This is a genomic window from Vibrio sp. 10N.222.49.C9 (genome assembly GCF_041474985.1).
Lineage (GTDB): Bacteria > Pseudomonadota > Gammaproteobacteria > Enterobacterales > Vibrionaceae > Vibrio > Vibrio crassostreae_C.
Genome location: NZ_JBFRVD010000020.1, coordinates 100286 through 118279, shown reverse-complemented (window position 1 = coordinate 118279; position 17994 = coordinate 100286). Strand labels below are relative to the sequence as shown.

17 protein-coding genes and 1 pseudogene are annotated in these 17994 nt (G+C 45.0%); 6 read left to right on the top strand and 12 right to left on the bottom strand.

Annotated features, from left to right (window positions below; genetic code table 11):
• The 5 genes from AB4585_RS08870 to AB4585_RS08850 all read right to left on the bottom strand — a co-directional run.
• A partial coding sequence (locus AB4585_RS08870) for a VWA domain-containing protein (protein WP_372169579.1) occupies nucleotides 1-1350 on the bottom strand: 1350 nt, incomplete at its 3' end.
• Nucleotides 1343-2350 carry a VWA domain-containing protein gene (locus AB4585_RS08865; protein WP_017065686.1) on the bottom strand — a complete coding sequence of 336 codons (1008 nt, stop codon included), beginning with the start codon at nucleotides 2348-2350 and terminating at the stop codon, nucleotides 1343-1345. The genes AB4585_RS08865 and AB4585_RS08870, both read right to left, overlap by 8 nt.
• Nucleotides 2343-2828 (bottom strand): DUF4381 domain-containing protein, encoded by a 486-nt coding sequence (locus AB4585_RS08860; protein WP_102321289.1) that lies wholly within the window; start codon nucleotides 2826-2828, stop codon nucleotides 2343-2345. Before AB4585_RS08860 ends, AB4585_RS08865 begins: the two co-directional genes overlap by 8 nt.
• Nucleotides 2825-3751: a DUF58 domain-containing protein gene (locus tag AB4585_RS08855; protein ID WP_372148028.1), complete on the bottom strand. Its 927-nt coding sequence runs from the start codon at nucleotides 3749-3751 to the stop codon at nucleotides 2825-2827. The genes AB4585_RS08860 and AB4585_RS08855 overlap by 4 nt, the downstream gene beginning before the upstream one ends.
• A 10-nt stretch (nucleotides 3752-3761) precedes the next feature.
• Nucleotides 3762-4718, bottom strand: a complete 957-nt coding sequence (locus AB4585_RS08850; protein WP_017072421.1) for a MoxR family ATPase — start codon at nucleotides 4716-4718, stop codon at nucleotides 3762-3764.
• Nucleotides 4719-5174: 456 nt separating this feature from the next.
• Here AB4585_RS08850 and AB4585_RS08845 point away from each other — a divergent pair, with 456 nt between their 5' ends.
• Together AB4585_RS08845 and AB4585_RS08840 are read left to right on the top strand one after the other, a co-directional pair.
• Nucleotides 5175-7091 carry a methyl-accepting chemotaxis protein gene (locus tag AB4585_RS08845; protein ID WP_371725028.1) on the top strand — a complete coding sequence of 639 codons (1917 nt, stop codon included), beginning with the start codon at nucleotides 5175-5177 and terminating at the stop codon, nucleotides 7089-7091.
• 208 nt (nucleotides 7092-7299) lie between these two features.
• Complete coding sequence (locus AB4585_RS08840) at nucleotides 7300-7500, top strand: hypothetical protein (protein ID WP_010431457.1); 201 nt, start codon at nucleotides 7300-7302, stop codon at nucleotides 7498-7500.
• Between the two features lie 258 nt (nucleotides 7501-7758).
• Here AB4585_RS08840 and malK read toward each other — a convergent pair whose 3' ends face one another.
• A complete protein-coding gene (gene malK / locus AB4585_RS08835) occupies nucleotides 7759-8871 on the bottom strand; it encodes a maltose/maltodextrin ABC transporter ATP-binding protein MalK (RefSeq protein ID WP_017060047.1) in 1113 nt (370 codons plus the stop codon).
• 664 nt (nucleotides 8872-9535) lie between these two features.
• Between malK and malE the strand changes: the two genes are divergently transcribed.
• The 3 genes from malE (at nucleotide 9536) to malG (ending at nucleotide 13275) form a co-directional block, all read left to right on the top strand.
• Nucleotides 9536-10720, top strand: a complete 1185-nt coding sequence (gene malE, locus AB4585_RS08830) for a maltose/maltodextrin ABC transporter substrate-binding protein MalE (protein WP_017060048.1) — start codon at nucleotides 9536-9538, stop codon at nucleotides 10718-10720.
• Between the two features lie 81 nt (nucleotides 10721-10801).
• Nucleotides 10802-12373 (top strand): maltose ABC transporter permease MalF, encoded by a 1572-nt coding sequence (gene malF / locus AB4585_RS08825; protein ID WP_017060049.1) that lies wholly within the window; start codon nucleotides 10802-10804, stop codon nucleotides 12371-12373.
• 11 nt (nucleotides 12374-12384) lie between these two features.
• Nucleotides 12385-13275, top strand: a complete 891-nt coding sequence (gene malG / locus AB4585_RS08820; RefSeq protein WP_017060050.1) for a maltose ABC transporter permease MalG — start codon at nucleotides 12385-12387, stop codon at nucleotides 13273-13275.
• A gap of 561 nt (nucleotides 13276-13836) precedes the next feature.
• Here malG and AB4585_RS08815 read toward each other — a convergent pair.
• The 4 genes and pseudogenes from AB4585_RS08815 to AB4585_RS08800 all read right to left on the bottom strand — a co-directional run bounded on the left by AB4585_RS08815 (nucleotide 13837) and on the right by AB4585_RS08800 (nucleotide 16453).
• Complete coding sequence (locus AB4585_RS08815; protein ID WP_019822928.1) at nucleotides 13837-14109, bottom strand: hypothetical protein; 273 nt, start codon at nucleotides 14107-14109, stop codon at nucleotides 13837-13839.
• Between the two features lie 237 nt (nucleotides 14110-14346).
• Nucleotides 14347-14850, bottom strand: coding sequence for an acyl-CoA thioesterase (locus tag AB4585_RS08810; RefSeq protein ID WP_019822926.1), 504 nt, complete (start codon nucleotides 14848-14850; stop codon nucleotides 14347-14349).
• Nucleotides 14851-15256: 406 nt separating this feature from the next.
• Nucleotides 15257-15511 (bottom strand): annotated as a pseudogene (locus AB4585_RS08805) (peptide ABC transporter substrate-binding protein); the annotation flags it as partial.
• Between the two features lie 48 nt (nucleotides 15512-15559).
• Entirely contained in the window at nucleotides 15560-16453 is an 894-nt protein-coding gene (locus AB4585_RS08800) for a DMT family transporter (RefSeq protein ID WP_017065645.1), read from the bottom strand.
• A 98-nt stretch (nucleotides 16454-16551) separates the two neighbouring features.
• Between AB4585_RS08800 and AB4585_RS08795 the strand changes: the two genes are divergently transcribed.
• The gene (locus AB4585_RS08795) at nucleotides 16552-17340 is read left to right on the top strand and encodes a helix-turn-helix domain-containing protein (protein ID WP_029235520.1); all 789 of its coding nucleotides are present in this window, start codon (nucleotides 16552-16554) and stop codon (nucleotides 17338-17340) included.
• Nucleotides 17341-17440: 100 nt separating this feature from the next.
• Here the strand turns inward: AB4585_RS08795 and AB4585_RS08790 are convergent, their stop codons facing one another.
• Both AB4585_RS08790 and AB4585_RS08785 read right to left on the bottom strand, forming a co-directional pair.
• Entirely contained in the window at nucleotides 17441-17623 is a 183-nt protein-coding gene (locus AB4585_RS08790) for a hypothetical protein (RefSeq protein WP_017060054.1), read from the bottom strand.
• The gene (locus AB4585_RS08785) at nucleotides 17620-17829 is read right to left on the bottom strand and encodes a hypothetical protein (protein ID WP_048609786.1); all 210 of its coding nucleotides are present in this window, start codon (nucleotides 17827-17829) and stop codon (nucleotides 17620-17622) included. Before AB4585_RS08785 ends, AB4585_RS08790 begins: the two co-directional genes overlap by 4 nt.
• Between the last annotated feature and the right edge of the window lie 165 nt (nucleotides 17830-17994).

Sequence of the window (17994 nt, the reverse complement as noted above, 5' to 3'; positions counted from 1 at the left end):
CTGTTGCTGTTGCTGTTGCTTCTGAGCCTGTTCGACAATCTCTAGGTTCTTCTTCGCATAAGCATGTTCAGGGTTGCTTTCAAGAATACGTTGATACTCTTGGATCGCTTGGTCGTACTTACCTTGTTGGGCTTGGGCGTTAGCAAGGTTGTAGCGAGCATCTTCACCAGAAAGGTCTTGCAGCGTCTGCTCTGCGGCTTCGAAATCACCGGCTTTGTATTGAGCAATGCCTTTCCACTCTTGCTGGGTGAATTGTTCAGCAGCTTGTGGGAAGTCCTCGTTCTGATACAGCTGATAGCCTACTTGATCATCGGTTTTCCACGGGTTCGCAAACGCAGTATTTGGTTGGCTAAAAGAGATAACTCCAGCTAAGGCACACCAAATAACCCCTTTCCTGAATAATCCAAGTGCGGGAAGTAATAGCAAAGGCAGTAACCAGAAGCCGTTGTTCACTCTGGTGTTGAGTGAGTTGTTGGTTTTGGTTACTTCTGTCGTAGTTGCAATGCGGTCGAGGTAGTTTGCGATGTGTTCGACATCTGAATTATCAAACTGAACTTCAGCAAAGGTACCACCATAGCTGCGTGTCAGATCGCGCATGTCCTTTAAGTTGGTTCTTGCTACTACCGTCTGTCCAGAGTCGGTTTGCATCATCGAGCCAGTTGGCAGCGAGATTGGTGCGCCACTTTCACTCCCTACAGCTAGAATCGACAATGTCCAATCGTTGCCAGAGAGTAGGGAGTCGATCTGCTTCTTCTCTTGGTCATCGATGTCATCAGCAATCAATACCAAATCACCTTGGTAGATCTTCGCGCGAGTCATCATATCAATCGCAAGCTTAACGGCTGATGCGGCATCACCACCTTGATAAGGCATGATATCTGGCGATAGGTTAGGCACTAGGTTTTTGATGGTGTTGATGTCTGACGTTAGCGGGCTAATGGTGTAAGCATCCCCAGCATACGCCACCATGCCTGTTAGCCCTTCCTTCCATAATGAAAGCAGATCCAGAGCCTTGTATCGCGCATGAGTTAAGCGATTCGGCTTAATATCGGTGGCATACATTGACATCGACATGTCCATGATCACAACTCGTGCCTGCGTTTTTTCAAAGCTTGGTTGTTCGTTTTTCTCGAAGCTTGGCCCAGCTAACGCAATAACGCCGACCAGCCACCAAATACCGAAGTAAGTACTGCGATTTTTCGATGGCTTGCTTGATTCTGGCGCCAAGTAACGGGCGATGTGTGACGCGAGTAATCCTTGTTTGGACTGTGTCTTGCTCAGCCACCAAATAGCGGGCAGCACGGCAAGCGCCAAGAACCAATATGGGTAGATAAAAGTAAAGTTAGACATTGTTTCTCCTAATGGCTAACAGCATAAATGCGAAGAACATTGCCGCCGACAGTGGCCATACAAACCACTCTTGTTGCGGTCGCCAGATCTTAGTGGCGTTCGTCACGGGCTCTAACTGGTTAATGGTGTCGTAAATCGTCGCTAACTCTTTGCTGTCACGCGCTCGGAAGTACTGACCGCCGGTGCGTTTGGCAATTTCTATTAGTGTACGTTCATCCAAGTCTTGAGCAGTATTGACTTTGCGCGTCATGAAGAACTCTTTGACCATCATCTCGCCTGCACCGACACCCACGGTGTAAATCGTTGCGTCGTATTTCTTTGCAATATCCGCCGCTTCTAATGGGTCTAATACCCCGGCGGTATTACTGCCGTCGCTGAGTAGAATCATTACACGTTGGGGCGCATCGCTATCGACAAAGGTTTTGGTGGCAAGACCAATACCATCACCAATCGCTGTTTGAGTACCAATCAGCTTTAACACCGCTTGATTGAGCTGTTGTGAAAGCGTATCTCTATCTAGCGTAAGCGGGGTCTGCAAGTAGGCGTGATCAGCAAATAACACCAGTCCAACTCGGTCGCCTTTTCGTCGCTCAATAAAGTCACTCAATACGCGTTTCACCGCCGACAAGCGGTCGATGTATTCGCCATTGAACTGCATGTCTTCTTGGCTCATCGAATAGGAGAGGTCGACAACTAACATTAAATCACGATGCTTCGGCTGAAACTCCACCGGTTCGCCATACCATACAGGGCGTGCGCTCGCCGTAACCAGCAGAAGCCAGATAATCACGGACAACGCCTTTGGTAAGCGACTGCTCGGTGTTTTGGTATTGCTGTCTTCTGGCAGAAATGGAAGCCTTAGGGCATTGCTCGATTCTGACTTTGGTGAGAACAAGTAAACGAGCAACGGCAGTGGCGCGATGAAGAACATCCACCACCAAACGAACTCGATGTTTAGCAAGTCCCTGCTAAGAAACATAGTGCTTAGAAAATCACTCATAACGACCTCGCTTTGGAGGAAGTGCTTTGCGAAGCCAAGTTTCGCAATCATTAACCAATTGCTGTTGAGCCTTTTTCTGTTCGTCGTTCATTAGGGCTACATCTTGATAGAGCGCTTGTTGCCACTGGGATTGTTTTGCTACAAATAACGGCTTCGCCAATTGCGCATCTAAGAACTTCAACCAATCATCACCAGACAAACCTGCAATTTTTTCACGAGGGAAATAGCTCAGTGCTGCTTGACGAAGGATGCGTTGTGCTTTGCTCGGAGACAAGCCATCTTGGGACTGACTATTGCTAAAGTAAGACAGTGCTTCTTGCTTCGCCTGTTGATTGTTTTTTCTACGTTTTACAATGAAAAACACCAAAGCAATCAGGGCAATGGCTGTGATAACCACTGCCCACCAACCCCACGCCAAAGGCCACCAAGTCGGTGCATCTGGCGCAATAACCGGACTTAAATCTAAGGGCTGTTTCATGACTGAGCTCCTGATATCTGGCTCATGAGTGACTGCGCACTCGACAGCGAGCTATAAGGTATCGCGAGAGACAACCCCATCTGTTGCAGCTGCTGTTTCTTAAGCGAAAAAGCATGGTTAAGCTTTTGCTTTTCTTTATTAGAAGAGAAATTAAACCATTGAGTTTTGCTACCATCGGTGACCTGTTTAGAACCTTTATAGGTGGTTTCACCTTGCTCTAGCGGGTCGTAGAAATGCACAAGACGTACTCTGTTGTGTCGGCGAATTTGACTGATAAGTGAGTAGTCACTTTCTTGGTAACGCACAAAGTCACTGAGCATAATAATATCGCTTCCTTTAGGGCAAAGCTGGTGCAGAGATTTCAGCCCATGCTCTAAGGTTGTGTCATTATGATTGTCGTGATGAGTCAGCGCTGCATTATTGATTTCTATGACTTTTTGCAAAATACGCAGTGGAGCATGGTTGCTTGCACTTGGCTTAATCTCAATGACCTCTTTGCCAGTATCGATCACCGCGCCAATTCGATCTTTTTGAGCCACAGTAAGCCAGCACAGTTGGCTAGCAAAGTGTGCAAGTTGAACCGATTTCAGCAACAAGGTTGAGCCGAAAATCATACTGCTTGATAGATCCAAGAATAAAATGACAGGCTGTTCTCGTTCTTCAGAGAAAAGTTTGGTATGCGCTTTGCCCGTTCTGGCTGTTACACGCCAATCAATGCTGCGAATGTCATCTCCCGCTTGATATTGACGAACTTCAGAGAAATTCATCCCGCGACCTTTACGGTTGCTCTCGTGTTGGCCGTTAAGCTGTGACCAAAGGCTCTTGGCGGGAGACAACCAGCGAACAGACTGCGCTTTGTATTGCAGCAGCTCATCCAGATTTAACGTGACGCCGTCACTATGGTTGGGTAGTTGATTATTCATGCGCGTATCCCTATGCGCTGCCAACCAATGAAATAAGGTGTGCGATCACTTGGTTTGCGGTGACACCTTCAGCTTGTGCGTGGTAGCTGCGCAGTAGACGGTGGCGTAACACAGGGAATGCCATCGCTTGAACGTCTTGTGGCGTGACGTAATCTCGTCCTGCAAGCCAAGCGTGAGCGCGGGCACAACGGTCTAACGCAATGGTTGCACGCGGGCTGACACCCATGTCTAACCATTGATCAAGTTGGTCACTGTATTGCTTAGGTTGGCGAGTCGCCATAACCAGTCTGATGATGTACTGCTCAATGGTGTCTGCCATGTGAATGTTGAGCACTTCTTGGCGCGCTTCAAAGATCGTTTGCTGAGATATCTGTTGTGGCTGAGCTGATTCGTTACCTTGAGCCTCACCACGGTTGAGTCGTAAGATCTCAAGCTCGCTTTCCATATCTGGGTATTCAACCTCTAGGTGAAGCAAGAATCGGTCTAACTGAGCTTCCGGTAGCGGGTAAGTCCCTTCTTGTTCAATTGGGTTCTGTGTTGCCATTACCAAGAACAACTCAGGCAGCGCATAGGTTTTTCGACCGGCAGTTACTTGTTTTTCTGCCATCGCTTCCAGCATTGCCGCTTGAACTTTCGCCGGAGCACGGTTGATCTCATCCGCTAGAATCAATGAGTTGAAAATCGGGCCTGATTGGAAAGTGAACTCCCCAGTCTCAGGGCGAAAAATGTCGGTACCCGTCAAATCAGCAGGTAACAGATCGGGAGTGAATTGAATACGGTGGAAGTCACCCTCAACACAGTCAGCCAATGATTTTACTGCGCGAGTTTTTGCTAAGCCGGGAGGTCCTTCAACGAGGATATGACCATCTGCTAAAAGGGCGATCATCAGTTGCTTAACGAGCTCTTTTTGACCAATGATTTGAGACTCTAGATAGTTTTGAAGGACTTCGAAATTTGTTTTGTGCATTTTGGACTCTCTGGGTATCCATTTGATTTTTATTTTGAGTATTGGTCACTGATTTCGAGGAAAAAGTTCCAGTACATTTGCGTAATTTATTTTTTCAAAATTGGAAATATTTACAAGTGGTTAGCTAAAAAAATCGTTAGGTTGTGATTATTACTATATCAATTGGTTTTTATATACAAAAGCTCGGCGGTGGGGAGTGGTTTGAGTTCGGTTGGGTCTCAGGGGGTGAGAACTAAAATTGACTCTCGACAATGCGGTATTTGCTTAGTTAATTCATGCTCAAGGTGAATATTTCTAATTGTTACATCATATTTGCAGTTTTTTGAGAAGAAAGTCTCTAGTTTTATTGGTTGTGGCCGATACATCACTCAGATTGTGCATTGCTTGTTGGAGTGCACTAAAAAAGTCCTGTTCAGGGTATACCAATAACGAGCGATTCTTTTTAAAGGTCCAAATATGTTTAAAACTAACTCTCTGAGTATCAAGCAAAAAGTTGTACTTGGAATTACCTTTGCGGTTCTTGCATCGACAGTGATTGTCGGCGCAATGGCACAACAACAAGCAAGAGATGTATTAAGTCATCGATTGATCGATATTGAACTTCCAGGAATGCTAGAGCGAATCAATGGTGAAATTGACCGAGAAGTCTCTCAGCTATTACTAGCGGCGGAGCAAATTGCTTCAAATGAATTTATTTCTGATGCTATCGAATCGACCGATCGCGATCCGGCACTAGAAAATAAACTGGTTAAACAGCTGAACAATGTTCGTAACCAGTATCAGTTGAACGATGCCTCAGTGGCGAACCGTCAAACGGCTTACTACTGGAACCAAAATGGTTTCCTGCGTCAGTTAAACCAACAGCAAGATGGTTGGTTCTTTGGCTTTACGCAATCTGGACAGCCGACCATGGTGAGCATGTTCCAAGAAGCGAATGGCGAAGTGAAGATGTTTGCTAACTACCAACAGCCTTCTGGTTTGGCTATGTCTGGTCTATCAAAGTCGATGGATGACATGGTTAACCTGCTGAACGGTTTCAAGATTGAAAATACCGGTTTTGTCTTCTTAACCGATAGCCAAGGTGATGTTCAAATTCATCGCGAGCGTTCTCGCAGTGACTCTTCACTTCAACAACTTTACGGTCCTCAAGCAAGCCAACTACTGAACAAGTCGGGCTTCAACCTGATTACTACAGAAAGCCAAGGCCAAGAGCTGTTCGTGGCGAGCTTGTATGTGTCTTCAATGGACTGGTTCGTTATTGGTGTGGTACCAACCGGTGAAGTGTTTGCTGAGCTTGATGCGACTGCGCAGAAGATGCTGATCATGACTGCGGTTGTGGCGTTAGTCTTTATCCTAATGGGCGTAGTTCTGGCGAACAGCATTACTCAACCGATCAAGCTTTTGGCTAAGCGTTTCGGCGACTTAGGTGAAGGCGACGGTGACCTTGCACAGCGTATCGAAGTGAAAGGCAACGATGAAATTGCACAGCTTTCAAAAGGCTTCAACGGATTCATTGAAAAGATTCACGAGTCGATGAAAGAGGTGTGTTCGACAAGCCAAGCGCTTCAAGTGGCGGCAGAGAGTGTTTCTAACAAAGCCCACATCACCCACGACAACAGCCAAGAACAGCGCGACCAAACGCTTCAAGTGGTGGCTGCCATTAACCAAATGGGTATGACCATCAGCGAGATTGCATCGAACGCGGCAACCGCAGCAGAAACGGCAACTCAAGCTTCAGGCAATACGGAAGTAGGCCGCTCTGTGGTGAACAAAGCAAAAGACGCGATCAGTCGTTTGGCGCAAGATATTGAAAGCACAGGTCAGGTAGTAGAGCAACTGGCTTCTACAACTCAAGACATCGGCTCTATTCTGGGTGTTATCCGTGATATTTCAGAGCAAACTAACTTACTTGCACTGAACGCTGCGATTGAAGCCGCACGTGCCGGTGAACAAGGTCGCGGTTTTGCTGTCGTAGCAGATGAAGTACGTAACCTAGCAAGCCGTACTGCAGATTCAACGGAAGAGATTCAGAAGATGATCAACCAACTGCAAAGCGATGCTAAAGATGCGGTAACGGCAATGAGTGCGGGTAAGGTGATTACCCTTGAAGGTGTATCGGCTTCGGATGAAGCGGTAGACGTGCTGAGTGGCATTTCAGACCGTATCGTTGATATCACAGACCGTAACACTCAAGTGGCAACGGCAACGGAAGAGCAATCAACCGTAGTTCACACCATCAACCAGAACATTGAAGAGATTAACGCAATCAACGAAGTGACAACGAGCACGGCTGAGCAACTTGCTGAAGCGAGCCAAGAGCTTCGTGATCTATCGTCTCGTCTAGATAAGATGGTTGGTTCATTTAAGCTTTAATCCCTTTAAGCTGTAGCATGGCTTACAAAGATACATAAACTAAGAGCTGGATTCATTTCATCGTGAATCCGGCTCTTTTTATTAGTGCGCTAATTTGCCTCTAACTGCCTTTAGCTTGATCTGGTTTCGGGCTTTGCTTTTAATCACCCTAGCATCATAGGGCGTAAATGAGTAAAATCTCGTTAGGTTTAATATTTAGGTAAGTATCATGAGCGATTTTGAAAAAGAACTAGAGCAGATGACTCAAGAGATGGGCGATGAGCCTGAGGTGAAACTGCCATCACTTGAAGAGCAAAAAGCAATTGTTGCTGAGTTCAAGCGACTAGAGGCGGAAGGCAAACTGACTCCTGAAGTGTTAGAGAAGCATTTTGGCCAGTTCAACAAACAGAATGATACGCCAATTCACTAAGTTGATTTAGACAGGTTTCATGTCTGAAAGAAGTGATATTAGCGGTTGGGTTCATAGCCTAACTAACAGATAAAGGTCTAGCGCTTGCTAGACCTTTTTTATTGCCGCTAGCGAAAGACCGAGTGGCTGACTCATGAACTATTCAATGTAAGTGAAACTCGTATCCAACACATAAAAATATCCAGCACATAAAAAAATCCCCCTTACTGAGTAAGAGGGATTTGATATGGGCAAGTTATATCCTAAAAGGCTAAGCGATTAGTCTGTGCCGTATTCTTTGTACAAACGACGACATGCGCGGCCATCGCTGTGGAACAGGTGACAACGGTGCGCTGGAATACCAATCGCCAACTTGTCACCTGATTCGATTTTCAACGTGTCTGGCTGGCGATAGATAACATCAGCATCGGCACTTTCAAGGTTTAGGTAAACCTGAGTTTCGTTACCTAGTTTCTCTACCATCATCACGTCAGCTTCAATCGTCGCGTCACCTGATTCAGCAGACATCAAGTGTTCAGGGCGAATACCCAGAGACATACGATCGCCAGCATTGACAGTCGTACCATCAACAGGGATCCAGAAAGTCATGCCATTAGAAAGTTGTACCAATACGCGTTCTGCTTCAGCTTGTTCAATGTGTACCGACATGAAGTTCATCTTCGGTGAGCCAATAAAGCCAGCAACGAAACGGTTTTGAGGGTAGTGGTAAAGGTCAAGCGGCTTACCGACTTGAGATACATAACCACCATCCAGAACAACGATCTTATCCGCCATTGTCATCGCTTCCACTTGGTCGTGGGTAACGTAGATCATGGTACAACCCAGTTGACGCTGTAGCTTGGTGATTTGCGAACGCATTTGAACACGTAGCGCGGCATCTAGGTTTGATAGAGGCTCATCAAGTAGGAATACGTTTGGTTGAGAAACCAGAGTACGACCAATCGCAACACGTTGACGTTGACCACCAGAAAGCGCTTTAGGTTGGCGCTCAAGAAGGTGACCAAGCTGAAGGATTTCTGCCGCATGTTCAACGCGTTTGTCAATCTCAGCTTTATTTGCGTTTGCTAGCTTAAGACCGAAAGACATGTTGTCGTATAGGTTAAGGTGAGGGTAAAGCGCATAAGACTGGAATACCATACCTACGCCACGCTTTGACGGTTCAACGTCATTCATGCGTTGGTCGCCAATGTACAAATCACCAGACGTAATGTCTTCTAGACCTGCGATACAACGTAATAGCGTCGATTTACCACAACCTGATGGTCCAACGAATACTACGAATTCACCTTCGTTGATGTCTAAGGTTACGTCCTTAGAAATCTGTACATCACCATATGATTTATAAACGTTTTTTAACGTGACACTCGCCATCTAGCTTGTCCTCGATCGATCAAATTTTAAGTTTTACTGCTTATCATTATAAGAAATTTTTGGGTCAGCAGTAACTGTAGGAATTGGTAAGTATTGAGTGAGTAAGAAAAAAGTGGGTGAGACTTGGCTTCTTTAACCAAGCCCACCCGTCATAGCCAAACTGATGCCCATTTCCCCCACATCCAGCTAAACCTCCCCCGTGATTCGTTCACAGATTTAGCTCGATGCTAATATAAGACACCAGCGGGCAGTGAAGCCAACTAAATGAATAATGCGTCAACGCATAACACTTGCCGGTAAAGGGTTCTTACTATCCACTCTTGGATGAATGCAGTTTCGGTGAATTGGCGTAAGGGTACATCCTCCTAATGGAAAATTAACTAGGGGGAGTAGGAGGGGAGGAGTAGATAAATGGGGTTATTAATAATTGGCGATCCAGTTCAAATAAATCCACCACGTAACGGTGATGTTGATCACGATGAGTATACGTTTTGTGATTGCAGTCTCTAATCTGACCGGATGGCGATCACGAATTTAAGCCATAATAGCTAGGGCGTAGTGGCTAGGATGATGAGCTAGGGTCTGTTTTCTCAGATCATAACCTCCGAAAACTGGCTCGTCTTGGTAGATGTGCCCTACGTATAAATATAAAAAGGATATTCACATGAAAAACGCTCTAAGCGCTGTAGCTCTAGGTACAATAGTTGCTCTGGGTTCTTTTGGTGCAAATGCTGCTATCGAAGAAGGACAACTAACAATCTGGGTAGGTGGTGACAAAGCTTATGAAGGCATGGCTGAAGTAGGTAAACGCTTCGAAGAAGATACTGGTGTTAAAGTAACCGTCGCTTTCCCTGACAAGCTAGAAGAGAAATTCCCTCAAGTAGCAGCAGCTGGCGATGGCCCAGACATGATCTTCTACGCACATGACCGTTTTGGCGGCTATGCAGAAGCGGGACTTCTTGTTGATATCAAACCTTCTAAAGAAACTAAAGAAGGTATCGTAGACTTCGCATGGGACGCTGTTTCATACGAAGGTAAAACAATCGCATACCCTGTTGCTGTTGAGTCAGTTTCGCTAATTTACAACAAAGCGCTTGTTCCTAACCCACCTAAGTCTTGGGAAGAAATCCCAGCACTTGATGCTGAACTTAAAAAAGACGGCAAGAAAGCAATCATGTGGCCTCTACGTGGCGGCGCTTACTTCACATGGCCTTTACTTGCAGCTGACGGCGGTTACGCATTCAAACAGACTGCAGAAGGTTACGACATTAAAGATGCGGGCGTAGCGACTGACGGTGTTCAGAAGTCTCTAGGTTTCATCGAGAAGATGGTACAAGACAAAGTTATCTCTGCAGACATGGATTACTCAGTAGCTGAGTCTGAATTCGTTGCAGGTAACGTTGCAATGACAATCAACGGCCCTTGGGGTTGGGAAAACATCAAGAAAGCTGGCGTAGATTACGGCGTAACAACTTTACCTAAGTTCAACGGTAAAGCGTCTAAACCTTTCGTTGGTGTATGGGCAGGTGGTATCAGCACTGCGTCTCCAAACCGCGACCTAGCTGTTGAGTTCATGGAAAACTACCTACTAACAGATGAAGGTATGAAGAGCCTGAACGACGACAAGCCACTAGGCGCTGTTGCTCTTAACTCTTTCCAACGTCAACTAGACAGCGATACTCGTATTGCAGCAACAATGGACAACGCGATGAACGGTGAAATCATGCCTAACATCCCTCAGTTCACAACATTCTGGTACAGCATGGAAGAAGCGATCGGCAACGTAGTTGACGGCCGTCAATCAGTAGACCAAGCACTAAAAGCTGCTGAAGGTCGTATGGTTAAGTAACACCCAGGCACTACCTTTTAAGGAGAGGGTAACCTCTCCTTACTTTTCTATTTTTTATCTATATCGCTAGCAGGTTCCTCTATGCAGTCAGTTCAAGGTACAGATGCTATCCCAGCACCATCAAGCCTTCCAGGCAGTAAAAGCGTCTTCATTAAATGGGGGTTGCTTGGTAGCGTTGGCTTAATAAACGGCTACGCTACAATTCTAATGTATTCTCGCGGTGAGCTCGCTTTTGCGCTGCTTACAGTGATCTTAACGGCTTTGGCACTTTACATTTTTGGTAGTAAAAAAACTTACGCCCACCGTTATATTTACCCAGGTATTGCCGGAATGATCTTGTTCATTCTTTTCCCATTGGCATACACCGTAGGGCTTGCGTTTACTAACTACAGCGCGAAAAACCAACTTTCTCTAGAGCGCACTCAAACCGTTCTTTTAGACCGTTCTTTCCAAAGCGGTGAGAGCTACCCATTTACTTTGTACAAGACAGATGACGGTCACCAGATCGTTGTAAAAGATGGCGATCAACTGTTAGCGACTGACGTATTTTCTCTAGACAATATGACAGAAACAGAGATGGACCTATCTGTTATTGAGTCTGCGCAAGGTGAAAAAGAGAAGATCAAAGCGATCATTCAAAACCGAGCAGCAATCAGTGGTGTTGATTTCAATCTACCTGACGGTGGTGACATCCGCATGAGTGGCTTACGTAAGTTTGCTTCTGTTGCTCCGCTTTACACGCTACAAGACGATGAAGAAACGTTAATCAACAATGAAACGGGTGAAGTTCTCAAGCCAAATATGGATGTGGGTTTCTACCAGCCTGTTGATGCAAATGGTGAGTTTACGGGTAATACCATCTCTCCAGGTTTCGTGGTTAGCATTGGTACGCATAACTTTGAGCGTGTATGGAAAGATGACGGCATTAAAGAACCGTTTATCAGCATCTTTATTTGGACGGTTATCTTCTCGGTATGTACCGTAGCGTTCACGCTAGTTATCGGCCTTGTATTGGCTAACATCGTGCAATGGGAAGAGTTGAAAGGTCGTTCTATTTATCGTGTTCTACTGATTCTGCCTTACGCCGTACCCGCGTTTATCTCGATTCTTATCTTTAAGGGTCTATTCAACCAAAGCTTTGGTGAGATCAACATGGTGCTCGAGAATATCTTCGGCTTAAGCCCGAACTGGTTCTCAGACCCTATCTTAGCGAAAACCATGGTGTTGATGGTTAACACATGGCTAGGTTTCCCTTACATGATGATTCTATGTATGGGTCTGCTTAAAGCGATTCCTGATGATTTATACGAAGCGTCAGCAATCGATGGTGCGAACTTCCTTGATAACTTCAAGCGCATTACGTTCCCATTGATGATTAAACCGCTTACACCGCTATTGATTGCAGCGTTTGCCTTTAACTTCAACAACTTCGTAATGATTCAACTATTGACGAACGGTGGCCCGAACATGATTGGTACTTCTGAGCCAGCGGGTTACACAGACTTGCTTGTAAGCTACACGTACCGAATTGCATTCGAAGGCGGCGGCGGTCAAGACTTCGGTCTAGCAAGTGCTATCGCAACGCTTATCTTCCTATTGGTTGGTGCACTAGCGTTACTAAACCTTCGTTTCACTAAACTGTCTCAAGATTAAGGAGCACGACAATGGCTATGGTACAAGGTAAAGGCCTTAAATACCGAGTGTGGGCAACGCATGCAGTGTTGTGGTGCTTCTTGGCAATGATTATCTTCCCACTACTGATGATCATCGCGATCTCGTTCCGTGAAGGTAACTTCGCAACCGGTAGTTTGATTCCAGATAACCCATCATTGGAACACTGGAAGTTAGCATTGGGTATGTCAGTAACGAACGCAGATGGCTCGGTAACGTCACCTCCGTTCCCTGTGCTAACTTGGTTATGGAACTCAGTGAAGGTTGCAGGTATCACATCGATTCTGATTGTGACACTGTCTACGACATCGGCTTACGCGTTTGCTCGTATGCGCTTTAAAGGTAAGAACACAATCCTGAAAGCGATGATGATTTTCCAAATGTTCCCAGCAGTATTGGCTCTAGTAGCAATCTACGCGCTGTTTGACAAACTTGGTCAATACATTCCGTTCTTAGGCTTGAACACACACGGTGGTCTAATCTTCTCTTACCTAGGTGGTATTGCACTGCACGTATGGACGATTAAGGGTTACTTTGAGACGATTGATAACTCTCTGGAAGAGGCAGCAGCCCTTGATGGTGCAACGCCTTGGCAAGCATTCAGACTGGTTCTACTACCGCTGTCTGTGCCAATCCTAGCGGTTGTGTTTATCCTATCTTTCATCGCGACAGTGGGTGAGGTGCCAGTAGCGTCTATCCTACTTACAGATGTGAACTCTTACACGCTAGCAGTAGGTATGCAGCAGTACCTATACCCTCAGAACTACCTATGGGGTGACTTTGCGGCAGCGGCTGTACTATCAGCACTTCCGATTACTATCGTGTTCTTACTTGCTCAACGTTGGTTAGTTGGTGGTTTGACGGCAGGTGGTGTAAAAGGATAAGCTGTACTCTATAAGAAAGAAAAAGAGCGACCGTTAGGTCGCTCTATATTGGCATTTTTATTACATCATTTGGTTTGGCCGCCGATCAGTAATAAAAATAACCCTCAGGTTACGCATAGCTGGCTACTAATCAGGTTCCTTACGCTATTAATGATTAGTGGTTTTTGTAACTCTAACCCAGGTATTTACTTGGGTTTTTTTATGCCTGCTACTTTTTGTTTTTTGTGTCAGCGTTACTCGTTAACTATCGCGCTCATATCTACTTTAAAACCCAAAGTTTCGAGTTACTTCTCTCCTAAATACCGACCACTTCATTTTGGTTACTTGTAGAAATGAACTAGTCTCACAAATCAGACACTCAGTATAAGTGGCTGTTGTACTATTGATATGTTGTGAATATTCCAATGCGTGATACTTCAATGATTTGTATGCAACAAAACCTGAAATTGCACTGAAAATGTATGGGTAAGCGAGAGGTAGTTACAGAATATTCAAGTGACATTCATGAGGGTTATGGAGGTGGGTTTATTTATGCTTCTGGTTTTTGGTGGGACTTAGAAGTTAGAACTCTTTACTAGAAGGAGCACAACCTAAGTGTTGCAATAGCACATAGATGCTTTCTTGATCGAGTGCCACGCGACGAAATAGATCGGCAAATGTCGGATCTCCACCGAAACACGTTTGGATATAGTGGTTGATTTCATTGCTGTCGTAGCCTTCGACGTACAAAGTTCTAACCCATTGGTACTCAACAGCCTTTAAATTGTTCAGTGTAGACTCGCTAAGAGTGGGGCGTATGACGCTCAAGAGTGGCTCCAAGAAATTCAAATGCATCTATTATGATTGGCGGTATTTAATCAGAGCAAAATGACGACTTTATTACAGTCAAAATAAATCAGTGAACAAGTGCCGATTCATTTCAACCTTTGGCTGGGTATCACGCTCTTATCGTCTGTATTGGGTGTGCAGCGGATTTGGCTGTGTAGAGCACGAAGGTATCAAATAGATCAATGCCAAGCAGGCGCTTGGCATTGTAATAAGGTTTTGTAGGGGGAGGGCAGCTGGTGGACCTTACTTAAGGTACTTCACGTGAGCTTCCATCTCTTCACCAATCTGTTTTCGCATGTTCATTAGGCGAATAGCCGAATCTCGTAATTCGATGTCTTCTGGCGTCTCTGGTATCCACTCTGGCACTTTAGTCGGATTACCATTCTCATCGACAGCGACCATAATAACGATACAGTGAGTTGTTAGGCGGTTATTGAGCTCTTTAGGGTCGCTTGCTTGCACGTCGATAGCGATATGCATTGAAGATGAACCTGTGTAAATGACCTTTGCACTTACTTCCACAAGGTTGCCTACATGAATTGGGGCAACGAATCGAATTCCGCCTGCATAGGCTGTTATACAGTATTTACCGCTCCAACCTGCGGAACAAGCGTAGGCTGCTAAATCGATCCACTTCATTGCTGCACCACCATGAACTTTACCACCAAAGTTCACATCTCCGGGTTCAGCTAAAAAACGCAGAGTAACGTCTCGTTTACCATCTTGTCGGCTATTGCTACTGCTCATCTATCTTCCTTCATTATTATTTTGCTGCGTAACATGCTTGTTACTTGCTAGTAACAATATACTTAAGATGACATAAGTTAAAGCGGATAATCTCATGGTTAAGACTATTTTTTTCAAACAGATGATCAGTTGATGAATATTGGTGCTTAAAGGCGTATCAGGCGAATGGCAAACATGGATGAAGTGATATCAAGCAAGAGAATAGAAATACTGATTAAGTCACTAGATAGGTCGATTGCAAAAAAAACACCTAGCGTAATGCTAGGTGTTTCTAAGCCGTGTGGTACTCATGTCGGTACTTTTTTGTGTTAGCCAACCAACCGCTGTTGATTTGGTTTAGTTAAAGTGGCTGTATCTCAGATACCACTAAAGTGGTAGTGATTATTGTTTTCTTATCAGCTCACTTTTACTGTTTTAAAAAGTATAGATCCTTCGCGTAGATATTTCCTTTCGGATTATTGTTTGGGAAGCCTTTTAGTGTATTTCGCACTAATCGTGTGTGATTGTAATGATATAAAGGTATAACTGCTGAAGAATAGTTGAGCAACGACTCATCGTGCTGATATAAAGTAAAGCGTTTAGACTAATCTTCCGTTTTACTCGCTTGCTGTAAGGGCTCATCATAGTATGGATTACAGTAGCCACTCTCATTTGCTGTGTGAAACGTGAGTTTGAATTTTTACCCTAATGTGAGCGTTGGGTAATGCGTTTAGCTTTGTTGAGGGAGAGGAGCCTCAAGCCTTGGTTTTCTTCTGATTTGAGCAAGGATGACACCTGAAATCACCATCACACCACCAATGATGTGGAACTGGTTAATCTCTTCGCCAAGCCATGTCGCGGCTAATACGATCGCTACAACCGGAAGCAAGTTCATGAACATCGCGCTTGAGTCAGCACCAATGGTGTCAATCGCTTTCACCCACATCCAAGGCGCTAAAATCGAAGCGGCAACCGCTGCGTAAGCTATCAATGGGAGCGCTTGTTGCGGTGGTAAAAGTTGTTCGCTGGTAAGCCAAAGTGGCGTAAGCATCGCGACAGCAAACAGACCCTGAATGTATATCACCACCCAGCTACTGATTGGCATTTTCCAGCGTTTCAGTAGTACACAGTAAGAAGCATAAACAAAGGCTGCAATTAGCATATAGCCATCGCCTTGAGTCAATTCTTGATGCATGAAGAATAACGGATCGCCTTTGCCTAACATCAGGGCTAAGCCTGATAGTGACAACACACCGCCAACAATACTCAAACTAGAAATCGACTTGTGCAGCAAAGGGACGCTTAAAAATACACTGACCAATGGAACCAAAGAAGTGATTAATGCCATGTTAGAGGCGGTTGTGGTTAAGCCTGCGTAGTAACCTAGAGATTGGTTCAACACCATGCCCAAAAAGCCGAGGAACGCTAATTTAGATAAGTTTGGCTTAATGACAGCCCACTGCTTCATCACTGGGCGAATACAGAAAGGCGTGAGAATTAACATCGCAAAAAACCAGCGGTAAAAACTCATTGCGCTAGGTTCTATGGTGCTTGCAGCAAGCTTGTTGACGATTGCATTGGCGCCCCAGATACAGACTGTAAAAAATGGTAATAGGTAATGCATGTGAATTCCGTGGCGAATGAGTTGATGCGGCTAGTTTGACAGGTCGTTATACTTACAAGTATCTTTATAAAGACATTAAGCGCGATAGGAAGACAAGTTTGAAAAAACACTCCAGAAACCTTCATCCATCCTTATTAATTGATAAGGCACCATCCAACGTATTTATGAATTTTGAAGCGTTTCTTTCGAACACTGAAACCCGAGTTCATAGCCACTCATGGGGACAGGTTCAATTGATCAGTGGTGGTATATTAGAGATGGAAGCGGAAAGCACTCGATTTCTAGCGCCACCACATCTAGCGATTTGGGTACCGGCCGGGGTGATGCATTGCAGTTATAACCGTAAGCCTTTGGACTACTGTTCACTAAATATCGCCCCAGAACTCACGCAACACCTGCCAGATAAAACCAGCCTTATAAAGATCACGCCGATTGTGTCTTCTATTATCGATGATTTTCGCGATCGTGGGATCAATGTTGCGGAAACCGAGCAAGACCAAAGGCTCGTTCAGGTACTGCTTGACCAACTTGCGCAGCGTGAGGTTGAACACCACTTCTTGCCTTCAACCGATAATAAGTATCTAGCGCCTATATTGGCTTCTGTTGAAGAGAACCCAACCGATGAAGTGACGCTGAAAGATTGGGCTGAACGTGTCCACACCACGGAAAGAACCCTTTCTCGCCACTGCCAGACCGAGCTTGGAATGAGCTTTACCGAGTGGCGACTGCGAGTGCGCTACCTATACTCAATGGACTTGTTGAGAAACGGCCAATCGGTTAAAGAGGTCGCTCTTACATTGGGTTATAACCAAGCAAGCCCATTTATCACCATGTTCAAACGTTACGCGAACCAAACGCCAGAGCAGTATAAGAACCGTTTGTTGTAGCTCGGTCTTGTTGCCAAAAGAACGGATGTTTGCGCTAGTTAGTGCGTAGATAGACCACAAGTGAATAGATAGACCATAAGTGAATACGTGCAGTATGAGCTTATGGAATCGCCCCTAACAGCCCATATATTTCGCTCTGTTGTTCGGTGACATCCTCATAGTGTTGGTTCAATAGAGCACTGTTGCTGCCCACTTTGAACAGTATGTACGTTTCTCCGTCGACCTCGAACCAATTGAAGGTTCCATGCTGGTTATACGTGGTCATTGTTTTGTTTATCTTCATGAGATATACATTAGCAGCGCAAGACATGCAGACGTACATAAGCCAAAGAAAGAAAAGAAAAACCACGAGCCTAATACTGTTTTTTCTTTTCCTACCTCTTCATTACTTTGCTGCCAACCAAGTTCACGAACCTGATCCTTGGTAAGGTTTAAGTCTAGTTTCTCGATGTATCTGTTGAGTTCGTCATTGTGCACTGAGCTAAGCATGTTCTATCTCCTCTAACCATTTGATTGGTATTTTAGGGGAGCCCAGTGTTTGGTTAAATTAGATATTTTTCAACAGGCGTTAAGGTAAATAGAACATATGGAATAACAAAAAACCTCCGTGGTGGAGGTTTTGGTTGAAAGTGTTTTAGTTGATGGTTATCACGA